Genomic DNA, 21,152 nt, shown 5'->3' with positions numbered 1-21,152 from the left:
GCCACAACATGCTGTATTGCATTCGGCGACACAGGCTAGGCATCGGGCACTGATATGTTGAGAAAATTTCTGGTACTTGCAGGACTGCTTTCGGCAGCCACTTTCACCTCAGCTCACGCCGCAGAAACGCAGCCCTTCGAGGCTTGGGTAACGGAGCTGAAAGCCGAGGCGGCACAGCAGGGGATCAGCCGCCCCATCCTGGATCAGGCATTTGCCGGCGTCGCACCGATCCCGCGCATCATCGAGCTTGATCGCAAGCAGCCCGAATTCACCCTGACATTTGAGCAGTACCTGACCCGCGTTGTACCGAAATCTCGAATCCAGAAAGGCCGTGCGCTCCTTAAGGAGAACAGGGATTTGCTGGCCGAGGTTTCCGAGAAGTTCGGGGTGCAGCCGCGCTTTATCGTTGCCCTGTGGGGCGTGGAGACAGATTTCGGCCGTATCACCGGCGGCTTTCCTGTTGTCGCCTCTTTGGCGACCCTGGCTTATGACGGACGCCGCAGCGCCTTCTTCCGCAAGGAGTTGCTGCTGGCGCTGAAGATCCTGGAGCAGGGCCATATCGCGCATGGCGACATGAAAGGCTCCTGGGCAGGAGCCATGGGGCAGAGTCAGTTCATGCCCTCCAGCTTTCACAACTTCGCTATCGACTATGATGGTGACGGTCATAAGGACATCTGGGGCACGAAAGCCGATGTCTTCGGGTCTATCGCCAATTACCTGTCCAAATCAGGCTGGAATGACAGCGAGACCTGGGGCCGCCCCGTCAGCCTGCCGGCCAATTTCGACAAGTCCCTCGTTGATTCCAAGACCACCAAGACGATGCGTGAATGGGAAGCCCTCGGCGTGACACGGCGCGATGGCACCCCGTTGCCGGGCCGTAACCTGACCAGCCAGCTGATCGTTCCTGGAGACGGGGAGTTGGCACCGGCATATCTCGCCTATTCGAACTACGAGGTCATCCTGAAATGGAACCGCTCAAGTTATTTCGCGACGGCGGTCGGCACGCTGGCGGAAGCTATCGGCCAGGAATAGTTCATCGCGAAATCGGCCACGAGATATGCCACGAGATGTGGTAGTATCGGGGCTGCAATTGCATATCCGTTGTAAGTCGGGCGCCTGACGGACCAAAAGGACAGACATGAAAACTCTCGCCACACTCTCTTTCATGACGCTTGCCCTGTTGTTGTCCGCCTGCGCGGAAACGGAGTTTGTGGTCCATACGGCCAAACAGGTTCAGAACGCCTCAGCTGATGGCAGACCGCTTGGCCGCTATAAGGTCGGCTCCCCCTACGCTATCAATAGTGTCTGGTACTATCCCCAGGTCGATTATGGATATGTCGAAACCGGGATAGCCTCCTGGTACGGGCCTAACTTCCATAACAAAGACACCGCCAATGGCGAGATCTTCGACCAGAATGCCGTCACCGCCGCGCACCGTACCTTGCCAATGCCCAGCGTTGTGCGGGTGACCAACCTGGAAAACGGCCGCGCGCTGGTTGTCCGGATCAATGACCGGGGGCCGTTCGCCCATGGTCGGATCATCGATCTCTCCAGGCGCTCAGCGCAACTTCTCGGTTTTCAGCGCCAAGGCACGGCAAAGGTCCGGGTTGAGATCCTCCCGGAGGAGAGTCGGCAGATTGCAGAGGCCTATCAGTCGGGGAAACCGGTACAGCTCGCGAGCCTTAATCCTGAGCCCGTCCCGACACCGACCGCAGCGCCCAGTGTTGCTGTGTCTAAAGGCAACGTATCCAAGATACCGGGAACCGTTGTCCTCACACCGCCTCCGGCGCCGGTATCCACAGCAACGCCAAGTGCTGCGGATCAAGGCAGTGCCGTCGATCTCACCCGCCAGTCCCGAAGCCAGACCGTGATCCAGACCGAACCGGAACGGACCGAAATTTTCGTTCAGGCCGGCGCTTTTACAAATGCGAACAATGCGGACAAGCTGACGCAAATTCTGGCCGATGTCGGCCCGGTGCGGATCGATCCGCGTCAGGTCAATGGGAAGTATTTCTACCGTGTGCGCCTTGGTCCCCTTGATGATGTCGAGGATGCAGACCGGATACTCGAAGCTATTATTAGCAAGGGATATCCCGGCGCGCGTGTGATTGTCGAATAGCGCAGGTTAACTTGCCGCGAAAAGTTGCGGGACGGGCTTATGTCTCATTTCAATCAAATTTGTGATTTATGTTCACGACCGCTTGGGGCTATTGAAGCCGAAAACCTGTTGGACCAAAACGTCTCGTCATTCGGACGGGTGGGGATTTCATGACGATATTCGCCGGCAAACTGAACGTCGCAGTCGGACATATGCGCATCGCACTTGGTGGAGCCGCGCTGCTTTTCGCCTGCCTGCTTTTCGCGCCGCAGACATTCGCGCTCGAGACCAATGCGCGCGAGGCCATTCTGGTCGATTACGACACGGGCACAATCCTTTATCAAAAGGATGCGGACAAGCCGATGCCGCCGGCTTCCATGACGAAGATCATGACCGTCTTCATGGCGTTCGAGCGCCTCAAGGATGGCCGGCTTTCAATGGACGATACCATCGCCATCAGCGAGAAAGCCTGGCGCAAGGGCGGCTCGAAGATGTTCGTGAAGGTGAATACCAGGGTCGCCGTGCATGACATTCTGCATGGCATCATCGTGCAAAGCGGCAATGACGCTGCCATCGCTCTGGCCGAAGCGCTCGGCGGAACCGAAGAGGCATTCGCCGCTGAAATGACCCGGCGTGCACATGAAATCGGTTTGACCAACAGCACCTTCCGAAACGCGACCGGCTGGCCGGATCCGGAGCACAGAACAACGGCTCACGACCTTGCTCGTCTGGCGATCGAGACCATCCGCCGGTTCCCTGAATATTACCCGATCTATTCGGAAACGAAGTTCACCTACAACAAGATCAAACAGGGCAACCGGAACCCGCTGCTGTACAAGAACATGGGCGCGGACGGACTGAAAACCGGGCACACCGAAGCCGCCGGATATGGCTTGACCGCGTCAGCCGTCCGAAACGGCAGACGTCTGGTGCTGGTCGTCAATGGCCTGGATAGTGTGACTGCACGTTCCCGCCAGGGCGAGGCGCTGCTTGATTGGGGCTTCCGGGAATTCGAGAACTACCATCTGTTCGAAAAAGGCGCCGTCGTCGCCGATGCCGATGTCTGGCTTGGAAACGCCAAGACCGTTCCGCTGGTGACCGACAGCAACGTACTGCTCACGCTTCGGCGAACCGCGCGACAGAAAATGAAAGTCAGCGTGGTCTATAAAGGGCCGATCCCGGCACCGATTGCCGCAGGCACGCAACTGGCGACCCTTCGCGTCTCGGCACCAGATATGGATGACGTGAGTATCCCTCTCTATGCCGGCAGCGATGTGGATGAGCTCGGTGTCTTCGGCAAAGTCGGCGCGGCAGTTGAATACCTTGTCTGGGGCAGTGGTGGTTGATCGCGCTGCCCCCGAAAGAGGGCGCTTCATCACATTCGAAGGTGGAGAAGGGGCTGGCAAAAGCACTCAGATCCGCATATTGGCAGCTGCGCTTGAGAAAGCGGGACAGACTGTCTGTTTGACACGCGAGCCCGGAGGCTCTGCCGGGGCGGAACAGATCCGGGAACTGCTTGTCACCGGCGATCCCCAGCGTTGGGATGCCATGACGGAGCTTCTGTTGCTCTACGCCGCCCGAAGGGACCACGTCCGGCGCCTGATCGAACCCGCGCTTGAAAAAGGCACCTGGGTGCTCTGCGACCGATTTTCCGATTCCACTATGGCCTATCAAGGCTATGGCCACGGGCTCGACCGCGGGAAAATCGCGGACCTGCACAAGATCGTACTCGGCGCCCTCAGCCCGGATCTGACAATCATCCTCGACCTCGACCCCAAGGTCGGCCTTGCCCGGACCCGCATCACGGATGAGGCGCAACGGCGCGGCGCCGAGGATCGGTTCGAGCGCATGGAAATCGCATTCCATCAGCGGATGCGGGACGGGTTTCGGGATATCGCTGCGGCTGAGCCGGAACGCGTCGCACTGGTCGATGCGGATGCCGAAGCCGACCACGTAAGCGAAACCATCGTCAGGCTGGTGAGAGAACGGCTCGGAGCCACTTTATGAGCGAAGAGCAACGCCTTTCTCTACCGAGAGAGAATGACACGCTGGTTGGCCACGTAGCGGCCGAGACGGCAATGCATGATGCTATTTCCTCGGGACGTATTCCCCATGCCTGGATGATCACTGGGCCCGCCGGTATCGGCAAAGCAACTCTGGCCTACCGGTTTGCCCGTTACGTGCTTTCCGGCGGCGCGGAAGACGAGGGACCGGGTCTTTTCGGCGATGCGTTACCCCCGGCGTCAGCAAGTCTCAATGTGTCGCGCGACGATCCGGTATTCGCGCAGATCGCTGCCGGAAGCCATCCGGACATGCTGGTTGTCGAGCGCGGCTATGACGAGAAACGCAAGAAGATGCGTGGCGAGATCGTGGTCGACGATGTGCGCAAGATCGGCAGCTTCCTGCGTCTGACCCCATCGCTTGGCGGCTGGCGCGTTGTCATTCTCGACTGCGCGGACGAGATGAACCGGAATGCGGCCAACGCGGTCCTGAAACTGCTGGAAGAGCCTCCGCGGCAGGCGCTGATTTTACTTGTAAGCCACACGCCGGGCCGGTTGCTGCCGACAATCCGGTCCCGTTGCAGGACAGTCCGCCTCGGCCCGCTCTCCGACAGCCAGATCGCCGAGTTGCTCGCGGTCCATCAGCCGGAACTCTCGCCGGAAGTTGCCGGAACGCTGGTTGCGCTCTCCGAAGGTAGCATTGGCCGCGCTCTTGGACTTGCAGCAGAGGGAGGGATCTCCGCGCTGGAAGATATTTTCGGCGCTCTCGGGTCCTATCCGCAGCTTCAGGACCTCACGTTGCTGGAGCTGGCTGACCGTTGGACCCGGCCGGTCAAGGCGGAGGAAAGCGACCCTTTCGTGACCGGTATGAACCTGCTGGACTGGTGGCTCGGCCGTGTCGCACGGGACGCTGCGGCAGGAGAAGCACCTGTCGATCGGGTGAAGGGGATGGGGGCCGCCGCCGCGCGGCTGACCAAAACCCTCGGACCCGCCGGTATTGCGGAGCGCCGCTCACGGATCGCATCGCTCCTCGGCAAGGGCATTGGCCTCAGTCTCGACAAGCGGCAATTGCTGATGGATGTGTTCTATTCCCTGGCACCGGATCACGCTGCGTCCTGACGTTTCGCCTTGAAACTGACGGGTGCTGACGGTACCTCAAGGCACCAGATTCACCGACTGTCCGCCTGAGCGGATGGCGACCGCCGATCGGATTTCTCCATGAGCGCGCATTATTACCTGACAACGCCGATCTATTACGTCAACGACAAGCCCCATATCGGCCACGCTTACACGACGCTTGCCTGTGACGCGCTGGCCCGGTTCAAGCGTCTGGACGGCTATGAGGTCAAATTCCTGACCGGCACCGACGAGCACGGCCAGAAAGTCGAGACCGCGGCCGCCAATGCTGGCGTCGATCCGCAGGCCTTCACTGACAAGGTGTCCCAGAATTTCCGCGACCTTGCGGGCGCGATGAATTTTTCGAACGACGACTTCATCCGGACGACCGAAGAGCGCCACAAGACGGCTTGCCAGACCATCTGGAACGAGCTGCTGGAGAAGGGCCATATCTATCTTGGCGCCTATGCAGGCTGGTATTCGGTGCGCGACGAAGCCTTCTTCACCGAGACCGAGGTTGTCGACGGTAAGGCACCGACAGGCGCGCCTGTCGAATGGGTGGAAGAGCCGAGCTACTTTTTCGACCTCTCAAAATGGCAGGAACCGCTGCTGAAATATTACGAGGAGCATCCTGATTTCATCGCTCCGTCCGCGCGGCGCAACGAAGTCATGAGCTTCGTGAAGTCCGGCCTGCGCGACCTTTCGGTCTCCCGCACCAGCTTCAAATGGGGCGTGCCGGTTCCGGGCGACGATGCCCACATCATGTATGTCTGGCTCGACGCCCTGACCAACTACATCACGGCCGCCGGATATCCGGATACCGAGAGCAGCGATTTCAAAGCCTTCTGGCCGGCGGACCTGCATATGGTCGGCAAGGACATCCTGCGCTTTCACGCCGTCTACTGGCCCGCTTTCCTGATGGCTGCGGACCTGCCTCTTCCGAAGCGTGTCTTCGCGCACGGCTGGTGGACAAACGAGGGCCAGAAAATCTCCAAATCCGTCGGCAATGTGATCGACCCGCTGGAGCTGATCGAGAAATACGGACTGGACCAGGTGCGCTACTTCCTGTTGCGTGAAGTGCCGTTCGGCAATGATGGCGACTATTCCCATACGGCCATGGTCAACCGGATGAACAGCGAGCTGGCCAACGACTTCGGCAACCTATCACAGCGAGTGCTGTCGATGATCGCCAAGAATTGCGACGGTAAGGTACCGGCGCATGGAGACTTCACCGACGCCGACAAGGCATTGATGGACTCTGCCTCTGGCCTGCTCGGTACGCTTCGTGAGGCCTACGACGCGCAAGCCTTCAACAAGGCGCTGGATCAGGTCTGGCAAATCGTCGGCGATGCCAACCGCTATGTCGACGAAATGGCTCCCTGGGGGCTCAAAAAGACCGATCCGGACCGGATGGCGACCGTGCTCTATGTGCTCGCCGATACCATCCGCGTGCTTGGTGTGCTGATGCAGCCGATTGTGCCGGATAGTGCAGCGAAGATGCTGGATCAGCTCGCGCTCGGCGAGGAACAGCGGAAGTTCGCCGCCCTCGGAGCTCGGCTGGTGCCCGGAGTTGAGCTGCCGAAGCCAAGCCCGGTTTTCCCGCGTTATGTCGAACCGGAAGTAGCGGAGGCCTGAGTGAACGCGCCGGCAATCGTCGACTCTCACTGCCATCTCGATTTCGAGACCTTCGAGGATGAGCGGGACGAGGTAATTGAACGGGCCCGGCTGGCCGGTGTCTGCCGTATGGTCACGATCAGCACCCGGATCACCACCTTTCCGAAGATTCGTGCGATCGCGGAGCAGTATGACGATGTCTTCTGCTCCGTCGGCATTCACCCGCATCAGGCGGGGGAGGAGCCGGAAGTTTCCGTTGAGGAACTGGTCGCGCTTGCCGCGCATCCGAAAGTGGTCGGCATTGGCGAGTCCGGCTTTGATTACTTCTATGACAGCTCCCCGCGCGACGCGCAGCGCCGCAGCTTCACCACCCATATCAGGGCAGCGCAGGAAACCGGACTGCCGCTGATTGTCCATGCCCGCGATGCGGATGACGACACAGCCGAGCTGCTGGAAACGGAATATGCCCGCAAGCCCTACACGGGCGTCCTGCATTGCTTCAGCAGCGGCCGCCGGCTGGCCGAACGGGCGCTGGATATCGGCTTCTATGTCTCGCTGAGCGGCATCATCACCTTCAAGAATGCCGAGGATATCCGCTCGACAGTAAGGGACGTGCCGCTGGACCGCCTGCTGGTCGAAACGGACTCTCCATACCTCGCGCCTGTACCAAAGCGCGGCAAGCGAAATGAGCCGGCTTACGTCGCCCATACCCATCAGGCGCTCGCCGAGTTGCGCGGCATTTCAGTCGAGGAAATGGCAAAGCTGACGACGGAAAACTTCTTCCGTCTGTTCTCGCGGGTTTCCGTGCCTGAGGACTTCACCCTCACCGGCGGAGCCTGACCACCGTCATGAAGATCACCATGCTCGGATGCGGGCCGTCTTCCGGCGTTCCGATTGTCGGTGACGGATGGGGAGCATGTGATCCGTCAAACCCGAAAAACCGCAGACGGCGCCCGTCGATCCTGCTTGAAGAGGGCGGGACAAGTGTCCTTGTCGATACAACACCTGATCTCCACGATCAGCTTATCGATGCACAGGTCACGGATCTGGATGCGATCATCTACACACATAGCCACGCGGACCATGTGCACGGCATTGATGACATCCGTCCGCTCTGCTGGGGAACCGGTAAGCAGATCCCGACCTACATGGATGCCAAGACCCGCAAGGACCTCTTCCAGCGGTTCGGTTACATGTTCGAGAAAACGCCGGATAGCCCGCCACACTTTCGCTCACCACTGAAAGCGCTGCACATCTCCCCTGGCGATACGCTGGAGATCGGTCCGCTCTCGATTGAACTGTTGGAGCAGGATCACGGTCCAAGCGGCACGTCACTCGGACTGCTCGTCAACAATGTTTTCGCCTACTCGACCGATGTTGCGATCTTTACCGACGCCGAGCTCGAAAGACTGCGGAACATCCCCGTCTGGATCGTGGATTGTCTTCGTATCGGTCCGGCCCTAAGCCACGCTAACCTGGAGACTGCGCTCGGCTGGATCGAACGCGTAAAACCGGGCCAGGCATATTTCACCCACATGGCAGCCTCTCTCGACTACGAAGAAACACTCGCGAAATGCCCTCCAGGCGTCGAGCCGGGGTATGACGGGTTGGTGATCGAAATCTGAAAACGCTGGTTCCGTAATGGGTAGTGACCGGTCGATTGCGAATTGTCCGCAAAATCTTATTATGGCCGCGAAATCAGGGTGATAGCGGGAGCGATCAATGCTGAAAGTCTGGGGTCGGCGCAGTGCCTTCAACGTGCAGAAAGTCATGTGGCTGATCGGCGAGTTGGAGCTGGAGCATATCCATACCGAAGCCGGCGGCGCGGCGGGCGGGCTGGATGATCCGGCGTTTCGCGCCATGAACCTGCACGGCAAGGTTCCGGTGATCGACCATGACGGTTCGATCATCTGGGAATCCCATGCCATCCTGCGCTATCTCGCCGCTGTCTTCGGGGATGCCGCGTTCTGGTCGGATGACCCGGGCGCGAGGTCGGAAGCCGACAGATGGATGGACTGGTCCCAGACCAGTCTTCAGCCGGCATTCCTGACCGGGATATTCTGGGGCTATTTTCGCACGCCGGAAGAGCAGCGTGATTGGCTTTCTATCCGCGAAAAACAGGAGCTTACGAGCCAATGCTTAATCCGTCTGGAAGAAGCGTTGGAGGGCCGTGACTTTCTCGGTGGATCACAATTCGGTCTGGCGGATATTCCTGCGGGAACCAATCTTTACAGGCTTTTCGGCATGGACCTGGAATGGCCTGCCGTGCCGCGGGTCGAGGCCTGGTATGAGCGGCTGAAGGAACGGCCTGCGTACCGTGAGCATGTGATGATCCCGTTTCAGGACCTGAAAGGCCGGACCAGTTTCTGAGTCACTGATAAAGTCAAATAACTTCAGATAGTTATTTTATTTTTCTGATTGAGCGAGTCAGATTTCCCCGAGATCGAGCAGGCTCCAGTCAGCCGGTTTTCCCTCGGATTCCGCGCGTCTGCGCAACATGCTCCGGAAACCGTTTCGTGCCATTTCGAGGTCGAGGCGCAGATCGAAACGCTTCGACACCGTTTCGGCGACATCAAGCAAGGTTTCGAACCCTTCCATACAGCGCACTTCGTCGCGCGCATTCTGGTTCGCTAGGATGAGCCACCGCGGCTGCTGACGCTTCATTGCCTCAACGAACCCCGTCGCTCCCCCGGGCCCTGATGGATCGGGCAGGGGCGGGATCACCTCGCGGACGTAGAATTCCATCCAGCGATCGAAATACCCCCGCAACTCCAGAACAGGTTCGGAACCCGCATCGGAAGTTCCGACGCACTCCGGCCCGTCGGAATCCACCGCAGCAAAACGTTCGTAGAGAAGGTCTTCGATAAAAACTTCCAGAAACTCATAGAGCGTGGTCGTCGAGCCGATCGCATGCAGCATGCCTGCGAGTTCTTTCGGGACGACCGTGATGTAATCTTCCCGCTGAGAGCTCTTGTGCGATCTGTTGTGCTCACCCGCATGCCAGGTGATCACCCGTCCAGGTTTCTTCAGAGCGTCTTCAAGTGCTATTCTGCCCACATAGAGATCCAGATAACGACCGCGACCGAGGGACCGGAATTCGATGATAGACCCGAATTTGATCGGCGAGTTACAGAAAGATCACCAGAAGCTGCTTCTTTCCAAGGAAGAAGCAGCAGCTTTCCTTGGCGATCTCGCGGCTCTGTGCCGGCAGCACCATGTCCTGCTGAGAACATCGGACGGGATGATCCGGTTCTCCAAAAGTTTCGAGAAGTCTGATACGCGGACGACCTTCAAGACACTTGTCGATTCAGGAGGCCGTGCCCCGGCGGCAAAAATTGTCATGAAGGATTGATGCAAGTCGCATCCAGCCGGCGGGCTTCAGGCCCGTTCTTCCCCGTGATATGCATCGCCGCAAGGTACCCGAACACAAGAGCCGGACCGAGCGTGATGCCAGGGCCGGGATAACAACCTGCCATGATCGAGTTCATGTCGTTCCCGCAGGCATAGAGGCCGGGTATCGGCGTGCCTGTTTCGCTCAGAACCTCCGCATTTTCATTGGTCAGAAGCCCTCCCGCCGTACCGAGATCGCCCGGTTGCAGTTTGACCGCGTAGTAGGGAGCGTCGGTGAGGGGGCGCATGCAGGGGTTAGGGCTGTTTTCTGAGTCGCCGACATATCTGTGATAGGCGTTTGAGCCGCGCCCAAACAGGGTGTCGGTTCCGCTCTCTGCGTCCGCGTTGTAGCGGGTAACGGTTTCCTCAAGCGCGGCGGCATCCACGCCAATCCTGTCGGCAAGATCGGCAAGGGTTTGCGCCTGAATCAGATAACCGCTCTCCAGATAAGGCGCTCGCCGGGCAGTCATCGGTTTGACGGCACCGAGGCCGTACCGCCAGAGCGCGTTTGAATCGCAGATCAGGTGGCACGGCACGGCGCTCCGCCCCGCATCGGTCTGCAGCATGGCCGAGACGAACTCATGATAAGAGTTGGCTTCGTTGGTGAAGCGGCAACCGTCGGATGCCACGGCGAGCATGCCGGGCTTGCCGCGGTCAGTCACCGTATGGGGGTAGACCGCTTCGGCTCCGTTCTCCCGCCGGAAGGTTGAGACAGGAACCCAGAAGGCATTGCTCGCGTTACCGTCCGGGATTGCGCCGCCAGCGGCCTCGCCAAGGCCGAGACCGTCTCCTGTAGCACCAGGGGCAACCGCAGAAAGGCTGCCTGCATTCTCCGGCAAGCGTGCACGCCGTATCGTCTGGTTATGAGAGAACCCGCCGGTGGCAAGGATGACGCCGCGACTGGCCTTGATCCCGACAGGGCGGCCATCATCCCCCGCAACCACCACGCCAGCGGCCCGCCCGCCCTCGATCAGCAGTCGCATGACATGTGTCTCAAGGGCGACGGAAACAGAAAGGTCCATAAGGCTTTTCATCAGCCGCCCGGCGAGTGCATTTCCAAGCACAAGCGACGCCCCGCGGTGCAGGCTGAGCCGATGCAGGCCGTAATTGATCAACAACCGGGCAACGCGCAGGGCCGAGCGGGGAGAGCGGAACATGCGCCGGAAATGCGGAATATCGGTACGGGCGACCATCATGCCGCCGAAAAGCGTGAATTCCGGCAGCGGGTCCCGTAACAGCGCGAAGGCCTCACCAAGCGAGCAGCCGTCGAATGGAAGAGGCTCGAGCACCCGCCCTTTCAAGGTGGCGCCGGGTAGGTCCGGATAATAGTCCGGGTAGAAGGCGAGGGGTGCGAGTTGGACCGCTGTGTTTCGGCCGAGATAGTCAATCGCCTCGGGCGCCCGTTCCAGAAAGGTCTGCCGTAAAGTCGCGCCGGGCAGGATGCCTATCACCGAGTCCAGATATGTACGTGCCTCTGCGACGGTATCCACCGCGGTCGTCCCCGGTGCGCTGTTCGGCGCCCAGACCATGCCCCCGGAGAGCGCCGTTGTCCCGCCCAGCCGGTTTGTTTTTTCCAGAAGCAGTACATTCAGGCCCTCATTCGCGGCGACCACCGCTGCGGTCATGCCACCAGCCCCGGCCCCCAGCACAATAACGTCATAATCCTGCGACAGGTCCGCTTTACCGAAACGCACGTCAGATCTCCCCCTGCAGCCAGTTTCAGTGAAATGTCCGCGATCCGGCCCAATTGTTCAATATTGTAAAATACGACTGCGATATACAGATATAATCCGCCTACTCATCGGCTTGCATGTAGTTGGAGAGGAGCAGGTTTACTCCGTCAGGCCGGTCACGCTGATGCCGTCCCGGCAGAGTTCCTGTTCTCTTCAGAAGCCGCTTGTCGATTGAATTTCCGGTGTTTTTGGGGCAGACTCGCCAACATGATAGTACGCCTGTAAAGCGTGAGATCTTCCCGCCGCGATAGTGAATTTGGACGATGGACGCAGATTTGGTGGAAACACGAAAAGCCGAAAAACCCAGCATTCAGTCGCTGGCGCGGGCATTTTCCATACTCGAATGTATCGGCCAGTCCCCTGGCGGAATTCAGCTTTCGGAGCTGAGCAAGGCTGTTGAGCTGAACAACAGCACCGCTTTCCATCTGGTCAAGACGATGGTCCAGCTCGGCTATGTCCGTCAGGACGACAAGAGCAAGAAATACCATATCGGCCGGCCGATGTTCCTGCTGGCTGCTGCGGCCCTAAACGATATCGAGCTCTACAATATCGTTAGCCCGATTCTCCATGACCTGGCCCGGGATACCGGGGAAACCTCTCATTTTGCTGTCTGGTCGGGGACAAACGTGGCCATCATGGCGCGTAAGGAAAGCACAAGTCCGCTCAGGCTGAGCGAGGGGCTCGGGACCATGCGTCCAGCTTATGCGACCGCTGTCGGCAAGGTTCTTCTGTCCCATCTGGAGCCGGACCAGCTGGAGAGTTACTTCGAGGATGTGACGTTGGAGTCGCACACTGCGGCAACCATCACGGATAGCCAGAGACTGGTGGCGGAGCTCCGTAAGGTCCGGGAAAACGGGATTGCCTTTGACGATGCCGAACTCTTTGCCGAAGTACGCTGCGCCGCGGTTCCTGTCGTCGATTTTCGCAATAATCTGATTGGCGCGATCGGCATTTCCGGTCCGGTCTGGCGGCTTTCCATCTCTGAATTGCAGGACAAACAGGCAATCTTGCGATCTGCCGCCGAACGCGTGAGCGAAGCGCTCGGCGCGCCAGCCCTCCAGTAGCGCTTTCAAAACAGCCTCTATTTTACCAAGTAGGCGGGCTATTGGCTCGTCGACTCCGGATTCTTTCGAGATTTCCTGGCTTTACGGACCGGACTTTGAATCCGGCCGCTCGGCCTGACCTCCCGCTTTGATTGCCGCGTGCTGAAATTGTCAAAGTCCGAGTTGACAATGATGCGATATTGTAAAAATCATATACAACAATAATAAATAATAAGCCTTGAGGGAGGTAATTATGGAAGAACGCGTGACAACGCGCGCCCACATTCAGGCGCCTGTAAGCCGAAGAACTGCTTTGAAGGTCGGTGGCGGGCTGGTTGCCAGCGCGGCAATCGGCAGCCCGTCAATTGTACGTGCCGCATCCGATGACATCATGATCGGCCACCTTACACCGATGACCGGGTTTCTCGGCGCTCTCGGCGAATGGGCGGTGCTGGGTATCCAGATGGCGGCCGAGGAAATCAACGCGGCGGGCGGCGTAATGGGCCGCAAGCTGGACGTGAAATCCGAGGATTCGATCAATCCGAACACTGCCGCGACCAAGGCCCAGCGCATGCTCGAGCGTGACGAGAAGGCCTTCCTGATGGGGGAAATCAGCTCCGCCTCGGCACTTGCCATCTCCCAGGTTGCCGCGCGCAACAAGAAGATGTTCATGGCGCTCGGGCCGCGGTCGGACACCCTCCGTGGCAAAAACTGCAACCGCTACATGTTCTGCACCGATATTCCCAACACAGTGATGGTCAATGCGGTCGGCAATGCGCTGCTGCGTGACGGCATGGTGAAGGGCAAGAAGTTCCACACACTGACCGCCGATTATGTGTTCGGTCACGATCTGTTGCGGGCGGCGAAGAGCTTCTTTGCGGCAAATGACGCGACCCTGTCCGGAGACGATCTGGTGGCGACCGACGTCACCGATTTCAGCCCGTATCTGCTGAAGATCCGGCAGTCGCAGCCGGACGTGGTGTGCCTCAATCTCGCGGGCAATCAGGTGACGAATTTCGTCAAACAGTATGCGGAATACGGCCTGCCGTTCCCGACAGTCGGGTTCAACCTGAACACTGCAGATGCGTGGGCCGCCGGTCCGGGCAACCTCAGCGGCACCTGGCCGACCGTTTGGTACCATACGCTGCAGACACCTGCGTCGATGGCGTTCGTTGAGGCCTTCCAGAAGCGCTATGGCAAGCTGCCTGAGAACCACGCCTGGATCGAGTATGTGGCCCTGAAACTGGTCGCCCAGGCGATGGAAGAGACCAAGTCGACGGATTCCGAAAAGCTGATCCAGCATTTCGAGAAGGGTGCCAAGTTCGACATCATGAAGGGCAGGGAAGCCTATTTCCGGTCCTGGGATCACCAGCTTGTCCAGGAGGCCTATCCGTTCTCGGTGAAAGATGCCGGCTCGGCCAAGGACCAATGGGATCTGATGACGCTCGGGACTGCCGTTCCGGGGGCAAACCAGCCGCTGGAGGCGATATATCCGACGAGCGAACAAAATCCCTGCACGCTCTGAGACCTGCCTGGCGTGGTCCCCGAACGTCCCCGGGGCCACGCCGCTTTTTCGCATGCCCGATCCCGTAGTTAAGAGAACTGAACAGGAATGCAGCTCGTCTTCCTTCTGGAACAGCTCGTAAATGGCCTCGTCCTTGGTGGCTATTACCTGCTGATAGCACTCGGCCTGTCGCTGATCTTCAGCGTCGGCGGTGTGGTTAATCTGGCCCATGGCGCGTTCTACGCGCTTGGCGCCTATGTCTCTGTCGAGATTGCCAAATATGTCGGCTTCGCACCTGCTGTGGCTATCTCGCCGGTCCTCGTCGGGCTGCTCGGCATCCTGTTCGAGCGTTTCATCCTGAAGCGGTTTTACACCGCCGACCCGATCCTGGGATTGCTGGTGACCTTCGGCCTCGCCATGGTCGGCGAGGAAACGATCCGGATCATCTGGGGCGCGGCACCGCAACCCGCTTCAATGCCGGCGCTGCTCAAGGGGCCGGTGATCGTCGGCGATTTCCTGTTTTCCAAATACCGCCTTCTTTTGCTGGCCGTGGTTGCCGTGGTGCTGGTTGGTATCTGGTACCTGTTGCAGAAGACGTCTTTCGGACGCGTTGTCAGGGCCGGGATCCAGGACCCGGACATGGTGGCGGCGCTGGGTATCCGGCTGCAGCCCTATATGACCACCATCGTGGTTCTGGGTGTCGGCATGGCCGCTCTGGGCGGTGCGCTGTTCGCCCCGATTGCGGTCGTTCACCCGGCGATGGGAGCAGAAATCATAACCGTCGCCTTCGTCGTCGTCGTTATCGGTGGGCTTGGCAGTTTCTGGGGCGTTGTCGCCGCTGCGCTGCTGGTCGGCGTGGTGCGCGGCATCACCATCCATTTCGTGCCCGCCGCCGGTGAGGCCTCGATGTACGTCCTGATGTTCCTGATCCTGATGTTCCGTCCGCGCGGCCTGCTTGGCGAGCGCATGGAGAAGTTCGAATGACCTCCGCGCTCCTGAAAACGAAGCACGCGCCGCTCTGGGTTGGCGCACTGGCATTGCTTCTGTTGCCGGCCATCATGTCGCTGCTGGGTCAAACAACCAGCACGGCGGCCTTTCTTGTCACGCTGACGATCGCGGCCATGGGGCTGAATGTCCTTGTCGGCTATACTGGTCTGGTGTCCTTCGGGCATGGCGCCTGGTTCGGTATCGGCGCCTATGCCGCTGCGCTCAGCCAGCGACACTGGTTCCCGGACCAGATCCTGATCCCGGTCCTGTTCGCCATGCTTTTCGTTGCTGTCGCGGCGGCTGTTGTCGGCGTTCTGATGCTGCGCAGGAAGGGTGTTTATTTCGCGCTGATGACGTTGGCGCTCGCCGCCCTGACATACACGATATCCTTTCGCTGGACGGAGGTGACAGGTGGTGAGGACGGGCTTGGCGGCCTGCAGCGGGGCACCCTTGGTCCTCTCAATCTGGACGACCAGCTTTCCTACTACGCCGTCGTCGCCGTGATTGGCTTTTTGGTTCTTTATGGGCTGCACCGGGTTGCCCGTTCGCCCTTCGGCCACGTCCTGGTAGCGATCCGGGAGAACGAACAGCGCGCCACATTCCAGGGATATCCTGTCGACCGCTACAAGCTGGCCGCCTTTGTCCTCTCGGCCGCGGTTACCGCGCTGGCGGGAGCGTTGACCGGTTTTCAGCACTACATCGTGTCGGCGGAATCCACCTCCATCATCTTCTCCGGCGAATTGCTGGCCATGGTGGTGATCGGCGGGATGCGTCACATCCTCGGCCCGGCTATCGGTGTCGCGTTTTACATCCTGTTCCGCGAGATGCTCTCGATCTGGACCGTGCACTGGCTGTTCTGGTTCGGCATCGTCTTCGTCAGTTTCGTCATCTATTCGCCGAACGGCCTTGTCGGGATTTGGGAGCGTATGCGCCGTCACTGGCACAAGGCACCTTCGGAAGCGGCCGCGATGAGCAAGCGGAAGCTGTACGACAATCTCGCGCTGCCAGCGTTCCTTCGGCCCGAACGCACAGGCGGCACCGTTCTGCAGGTCGAGGGCGTCTCGAAGCATTTCGGCGGTATCCGGGCTGTGGAACATGCCGGACTGGAAGTCTCTGCAGGCGAAATTCACGCGCTGATTGGCCCGAACGGCGCCGGCAAGACGACTCTCTTCAATCTGGTTTCCGGCATGTTCACGCCGGATAGGGGAGTGATCCGGTTGCGGGGAGAGGAAATCCAGTCCCTCTCGCCGGACGCTATCTGCCGCCGGGGGCTGGCCCGGTCTTTCCAGATCACCAATCTGTTCCACGATCTTACGATACGGGAAAATCTTCGGCTGTCTTTGCAGGCTCGGCACGAAAGCCGCTTCAATCCATGGCAGGACGTCGACAGAGACCCGGAAATCAATGCCGAGACGGATGAGTTGATCCGCTATCTCGGGCTCGACGGAATTCAGGAAACCAAGGGTGGTGATCTTTCCTATGGCGGCCAGAGACTGGTCGATCTTGGTATCGCGCTCGCCTCGAAGCCGGGAATGCTATTGCTCGATGAGCCCCTTGCAGGTCTCGCTGCGGCAGAGCGGGAGAGGGTGTCCAACCTGATCGAGAATGTTTCAAAGGAGGTCCCGGTTCTGATCGTTGAGCATGACATTGATCGTGTGCTTGCCTTCTCGAAGCATGTGACGGTGATGAACCAGGGCGAGGTATTGATGTCCGGCGGGCCTGAGGCGGTGCGCACGGATAGCCGGGTTCAGGAGGTCTACACCGGCTCCGGAACCCCGGTCGTGACAGGCCGGAAGACAGATGCTGCAGGCGAGGCGGCCCGGGTACTGACAATCGACAAGGTGAATACCTTCTACGGCAAGAGCCATATCCTGAACGATGTCGGGCTGGACGTAAAAGAGGGCGAGATTGTCGCCTTGCTCGGACGCAACGGTGCCGGCAAGTCGACAATGCTGAAGACGCTTGCCGGTCTTGTTCCGGCCGCCTCCGGCAGCGTTACATTCGGCGACCGGGAGCTGGTCGGTATGCCCGCTTATCAGGCCGCGCGGCTTGGTATTGGGTATGTCCCGCAAGGGCGCGGGCTCTTCGCCGGGATGACCGTTGCCGAAAATCTCGAGCTTGGCCGGTTGGCACGGGCGGCATCGAGTGATCGCGCTGTCGTCTGGACCGAAGAGCAGATCTTTGATTTCTTCCCGGTCCTGAAAGAACGCCTCGACACGCCCGCCGACTATCTGTCGGGTGGCGAGCAGCAGATGCTGGCGGTTGCCCGGGCACTGTCCGGAGATGTTCGCCTGCTGTTGCTAGACGAGCCTTTCGAGGGACTGGCGCCCGCGATCATCCAGGATCTCTTCGCCGTGTTCGACCGGCTTCGCCTCAGCCTTCCAGTGGTAATCGTTGAGCACAATCTGGATCTGGTGCTGGCCCTGGCCGACCGGGTCTTCGTGCTCGACCGCGGCGCTGTTATCCATACCGGGCCCGCAAAGGCTCTGCTTGACGACCTGGACTATCGCAAGGAGATCCTGTGGCTCTAATCCGCGTCACATGTAGTTGAATTCCATTCTCTATCCAGAAACACGAGGACCATCATGACCAAGAAAATCGCAATCGTATTCGGCGGCTCACGCGGGATCGGCAAAGCCTGCGTCGATGCTCTCGCAGCGGACGGTTTTGACGTCGCACTGACCTATACAAGTACCGCGCCCGAGACCGCCGGATCGGTGCGGGCCTACAAGGCTGACATCACAAATCCGGCGGATGTCACCCGGGTAATCGCGGATGCGAGCAAGGATTTCGGCGGGGCGCCGACCTGTATCGTCGCCAATGCCGGCATCAACGTGCCGCCGGCACCGATGGCGAATTTCGATCCGGAGAATTTCCGCCGTCTCGTCGAGGTGAATATCGTCGGCGCCTTCAACGTACTCCAGGAAGCTGCCAAGTCGGTGACGGACGGCGGCACGATCATCGCGCTGACCACGTCGCTCGTGCGTTTCGCTGCTCCGGGCCTCGGTCCGTATAGCGCCACCAAAGCGGCTGTCGAATGTCTCGTCCGGTCCATGTCGAAAGAACTGGCCGGGCGTGGTGTCCGGGTGAACGCTGTTGCACCGGGACCGGTTGATACTGACCTGTTCCGCTCCGGCAAGGACGAGGCGGCAATCCAGCGCTCCGCCGGCATGAGCCCGCTGAACAGGGTCGGTCAACCGGATGAGGTCGGAGACGTCGTGGCCTTCCTGGCCTCCGACAAATCCTCCTGGATTGACGGCCAGATCGTGCAGACAAACGGCGGCATGGTCTAAGGCCGGAATTTTCCTGAGAACGACTTGAGACAACCTGGAACGGGAGAGCGCCATGGCGCTGCGTAAAGGCGCGGAGATCATCGCGGAACATCTGATCAACGAGAAGATCCCGTATATCTTCGGAATCTGTGGCCACGGCACCGTGGGCATGCTGGATGCGCTGTACAATGTGCAGGACGAGATCAAGCTGATCTCGCCCCGGCACGAGCAGACGGCGGCGCATATGGCGGATGCCTATTTCCGGGTCAAGCACGAGCCGGTCGCGACCCTGACCTCCTGCGGTCCTGGCTCGGCCAACCTGATCATGGCGACAGCGGTGGCGCAGACGGACAGCTCCGCTTTCCTGGCGATCACGGCAAACGTGCCGACCTCGCAGTTCAACCGCAGCCCGTTCCAGGAACTGAACCGGCACAATCAGGCCGATTTCGCCAATGTCATGCGGCCGGTAGTGAAACGCAGCTTCCAGCCGACCCGGGTCGACATGCTGCCGCTGGCCCTACGTCAGGCAACGACAACGATGCTGAGCGGCCGGCCGGGACCGGTCAATCTGGACGTGCCGTTCAACGTCTTCCAGGAAGAGGCGGACGTTACTCCCGAGGCGCCGTCGGGCGGCCATCTGGCCCGCCGCAACGGAGCGGCACCGGAAGATGTCGCGGCAGCGGTCGATATGCTGCTGGCGGCCGAGAAGCCGGTTCTGTTCATCGGCCACGGCGTGACGCTCTCGGAAGCAAGCGCGGAGCTGACGGAGCTCGCGCGCCGGTTCTCCATTCCCGTCATCAGCTCGCCGAACGGCATGGGCTGCTTCGATATGGAAGACCCGCTCTCGCTCGGCTTCATCGGCCGGAACGGGGCCTATCAGGCAAACCAGGCGGGCAGGCACGCGGACCTCGTCATTGCCGTCGGTGCGCGCTTCGACGACCGGTCCTCGTCGTCCTGGACACCCGGTTACTCATGGAACTTCCCGGACACGAAACTGATCCATGCCGATGTCGACCACGATGAAATCGGCCGCAATTATCCGCCGGATCTTGGCATCCTGGCTGATGCCAAGACGTTCCTGACCCAGCTCCTGGCGGAACTTGACCAGCGTGGCGCATCCGAAGACGGGCGCATGGCGCCGTGGCTGGCGGATATTGCCGGTTGGGCCAAGGCATGGGACGACTTCACCCGGCCGAATTTCGACGTGCATGCCAGCCCGATGCGCCCTGAGCGCGTGGTGGCGGATTGCGCGGCCGTGTTGCCGGACGATGCGATCATCTCCCTCGATTCCGGCGTGCATCACAACTGGTATATGCAGTTCTGGAAAGCGCGGCGGCCGCAATCCATGCTGAACACCTGGGGGTTCTCCGGCATGGGCTTCGGGCCGAGCGGCATTCTCGGCGCCAAACTGGCGGCACCGGACAGGCCCTGCATCTCGATCTGCGGCGATGGCGGCTTCACCATGGTGCCGCACGTTCTCTGCACCGCCGCCGAATACAACATTCCGGTCGTCTGGGTGGTCTGGAACAACTTCTGCTGGAGCGCCATCCGCGACATCCAGTACGGCCTGTTCGACGGGCGCGAGATCGCTACGGGCTTCTACGAGACCGGCAACAACAACCGGCCCTACAACCCGGACTTCGCCGCCTGGGCACGGGCCGCGGGCGTTGAGGGCGTTACGGTTTCGAAATCGGAAGATTTCAAGGGCGCGCTGGAACATGCGGTCGCTTCCAACAAACCGTATCTGATCGATGTGCATGTCGATGCGGAAGTCCGCCCGCCGGCAACCGGAACCTGGGCATTGCCGCCGATCCCGCACAAGGAGCCGGTCTTCGGCGAGCCGTATCACCCTTAATCGTCAAGAACGCACGGAACCGAGGAGCAAACAGACATGAGCAAGGCTTTCATCCGGAATATTGCCGAGGTCGAGTGGAAGGAATTCCCCGGCCATCACGGCGGCGCGCTGTCCAAGCCGCTGGTCTCAGCAGAGACTTCCGACGCCAAGCTGCTCGACCATCGGATTTCCTGCTATCAGCCGATGGCATATGTCGAGCGGCATAGCCACAAGGTGCAGGAGCAGGTCTATCATGTGCTCGAAGGCGAGGGCCTTATGGAGATCGCCGGCAAGAAACAGGTGGTCCGGCGTCACGACGTAATCTTCATCCCGCCAGGGATAGAGCACGGTATCCAGAACTCCGGCCTGACGGATCTCGTTTTTCTCGTCATCACCACGCCGATGACAGACGAGTAACGTTCCAAGAACCGAACTGGCCAGCTCATATCAACGCTTTGCGCCAATTATTTGGATTGATTGGCCAAAGTGCCTGCTTGCTGTCTGTTAGGGCAGCTATCAGCATTCGATATAATTTCCCATAATATACATTATCGCACTTTT

19 protein-coding genes are annotated in these 21,152 nt (G+C 59.8%); 17 read left to right on the top strand and 2 right to left on the bottom strand.

What is annotated here, in order from left to right; genetic code table 11:
• Positions 1 to 54 precede the first annotated feature (54 nt).
• The 9 genes from IG629_RS04380 to IG629_RS04340 all read left to right on the top strand — a co-directional run bounded on the left by IG629_RS04380 (position 55) and on the right by IG629_RS04340 (position 9,198).
• Positions 55 to 1,032: a lytic murein transglycosylase gene (locus tag IG629_RS04380; protein WP_193170752.1), complete on the top strand. Its 978-nt coding sequence runs from the start codon at positions 55 to 57 to the stop codon at positions 1,030 to 1,032.
• A 106-nt stretch (positions 1,033 to 1,138) separates the two neighbouring features.
• Complete coding sequence (locus IG629_RS04375) at positions 1,139 to 2,119, top strand: septal ring lytic transglycosylase RlpA family protein (protein ID WP_193170751.1); 981 nt, start codon at positions 1,139 to 1,141, stop codon at positions 2,117 to 2,119.
• Positions 2,120 to 2,268: 149 nt separating this feature from the next.
• The gene (locus IG629_RS04370) at positions 2,269 to 3,444 is read left to right on the top strand and encodes a D-alanyl-D-alanine carboxypeptidase family protein (RefSeq protein WP_226886433.1); all 1,176 of its coding nucleotides are present in this window, start codon (positions 2,269 to 2,271) and stop codon (positions 3,442 to 3,444) included.
• On the top strand, positions 3,377 to 4,105 hold the full coding sequence (tmk, locus tag IG629_RS04365) for a dTMP kinase (RefSeq protein ID WP_193170750.1): 729 nt from the start codon (positions 3,377 to 3,379) through the stop codon (positions 4,103 to 4,105). Before IG629_RS04370 ends, tmk begins: the two co-directional genes overlap by 68 nt.
• A complete protein-coding gene (locus tag IG629_RS04360) occupies positions 4,102 to 5,217 on the top strand; it encodes a DNA polymerase III subunit delta' (RefSeq protein WP_193170749.1) in 1,116 nt (371 codons plus the stop codon). Before tmk ends, IG629_RS04360 begins: the two co-directional genes overlap by 4 nt.
• Before the next feature lie 99 nt (positions 5,218 to 5,316).
• Positions 5,317 to 6,849, top strand: coding sequence for a methionine--tRNA ligase (gene metG / locus IG629_RS04355; protein ID WP_193170748.1), 1,533 nt, complete (start codon positions 5,317 to 5,319; stop codon positions 6,847 to 6,849).
• Positions 6,850 to 7,668: a TatD family hydrolase gene (locus tag IG629_RS04350; RefSeq protein ID WP_193170747.1), complete on the top strand. Its 819-nt coding sequence runs from the start codon at positions 6,850 to 6,852 to the stop codon at positions 7,666 to 7,668.
• A gap of 8 nt (positions 7,669 to 7,676) precedes the next feature.
• Positions 7,677 to 8,453, top strand: a complete 777-nt coding sequence (locus tag IG629_RS04345; protein WP_028465075.1) for an MBL fold metallo-hydrolase — start codon at positions 7,677 to 7,679, stop codon at positions 8,451 to 8,453.
• Positions 8,454 to 8,550: 97 nt separating this feature from the next.
• On the top strand, positions 8,551 to 9,198 hold the full coding sequence (locus IG629_RS04340) for a glutathione S-transferase family protein (protein WP_193170746.1): 648 nt from the start codon (positions 8,551 to 8,553) through the stop codon (positions 9,196 to 9,198).
• 57 nt (positions 9,199 to 9,255) lie between these two features.
• On the opposite strand, the gene IG629_RS04335 is transcribed toward IG629_RS04340, so the two are convergent.
• Positions 9,256 to 9,885 carry a hypothetical protein gene (locus tag IG629_RS04335; RefSeq protein ID WP_193170745.1) on the bottom strand — a complete coding sequence of 210 codons (630 nt, stop codon included), beginning with the start codon at positions 9,883 to 9,885 and terminating at the stop codon, positions 9,256 to 9,258.
• Between the two features lie 43 nt (positions 9,886 to 9,928).
• On the opposite strand from IG629_RS04335, the gene IG629_RS04330 reads away from it, so the two are divergent.
• Positions 9,929 to 10,180, top strand: coding sequence for a hypothetical protein (locus tag IG629_RS04330; protein ID WP_193170744.1), 252 nt, complete (start codon positions 9,929 to 9,931; stop codon positions 10,178 to 10,180).
• Here IG629_RS04330 and IG629_RS04325 read toward each other — a convergent pair.
• Entirely contained in the window at positions 10,167 to 11,912 is a 1,746-nt protein-coding gene (locus tag IG629_RS04325) for an FAD-dependent oxidoreductase (RefSeq protein WP_319025007.1), read from the bottom strand. The genes IG629_RS04330 and IG629_RS04325 overlap by 14 nt on opposite strands.
• A gap of 302 nt (positions 11,913 to 12,214) precedes the next feature.
• Here IG629_RS04325 and IG629_RS04320 point away from each other — a divergent pair, with 302 nt between their 5' ends.
• From IG629_RS04320 to IG629_RS04290, 7 genes are all read left to right on the top strand, one after another.
• Entirely contained in the window at positions 12,215 to 13,015 is an 801-nt protein-coding gene (locus tag IG629_RS04320; RefSeq protein ID WP_193170743.1) for an IclR family transcriptional regulator, read from the top strand.
• Positions 13,016 to 13,247: 232 nt separating this feature from the next.
• On the top strand, positions 13,248 to 14,519 hold the full coding sequence (locus tag IG629_RS04315; protein ID WP_193170742.1) for an ABC transporter substrate-binding protein: 1,272 nt from the start codon (positions 13,248 to 13,250) through the stop codon (positions 14,517 to 14,519).
• An 87-nt stretch (positions 14,520 to 14,606) separates the two neighbouring features.
• Positions 14,607 to 15,482 (top strand): branched-chain amino acid ABC transporter permease, encoded by an 876-nt coding sequence (locus IG629_RS04310; protein WP_193170741.1) that lies wholly within the window; start codon positions 14,607 to 14,609, stop codon positions 15,480 to 15,482.
• Positions 15,479 to 18,016 carry a branched-chain amino acid ABC transporter ATP-binding protein/permease gene (locus tag IG629_RS04305; RefSeq protein WP_193170740.1) on the top strand — a complete coding sequence of 846 codons (2,538 nt, stop codon included), beginning with the start codon at positions 15,479 to 15,481 and terminating at the stop codon, positions 18,014 to 18,016. The genes IG629_RS04310 and IG629_RS04305 overlap by 4 nt, the downstream gene beginning before the upstream one ends.
• A gap of 54 nt (positions 18,017 to 18,070) precedes the next feature.
• A complete protein-coding gene (locus tag IG629_RS04300) occupies positions 18,071 to 18,778 on the top strand; it encodes an SDR family oxidoreductase (RefSeq protein WP_193170739.1) in 708 nt (235 codons plus the stop codon).
• 52 nt (positions 18,779 to 18,830) lie between these two features.
• Positions 18,831 to 20,612 (top strand): thiamine pyrophosphate-binding protein, encoded by a 1,782-nt coding sequence (locus IG629_RS04295; RefSeq protein WP_193170738.1) that lies wholly within the window; start codon positions 18,831 to 18,833, stop codon positions 20,610 to 20,612.
• 36 nt (positions 20,613 to 20,648) lie between these two features.
• Entirely contained in the window at positions 20,649 to 21,008 is a 360-nt protein-coding gene (locus tag IG629_RS04290; RefSeq protein ID WP_193170737.1) for a cupin domain-containing protein, read from the top strand.
• Positions 21,009 to 21,152: the final 144 nt, after the last annotated feature.

The organism is Nisaea nitritireducens, from assembly GCF_014904795.1.
Taxonomy (GTDB): domain Bacteria; phylum Pseudomonadota; class Alphaproteobacteria; order Thalassobaculales; family Thalassobaculaceae; genus Nisaea; species Nisaea nitritireducens.
Note: the sequence above shows the minus strand (reverse complement) of the source record. Positions and strands in the feature narration are given on the sequence as shown.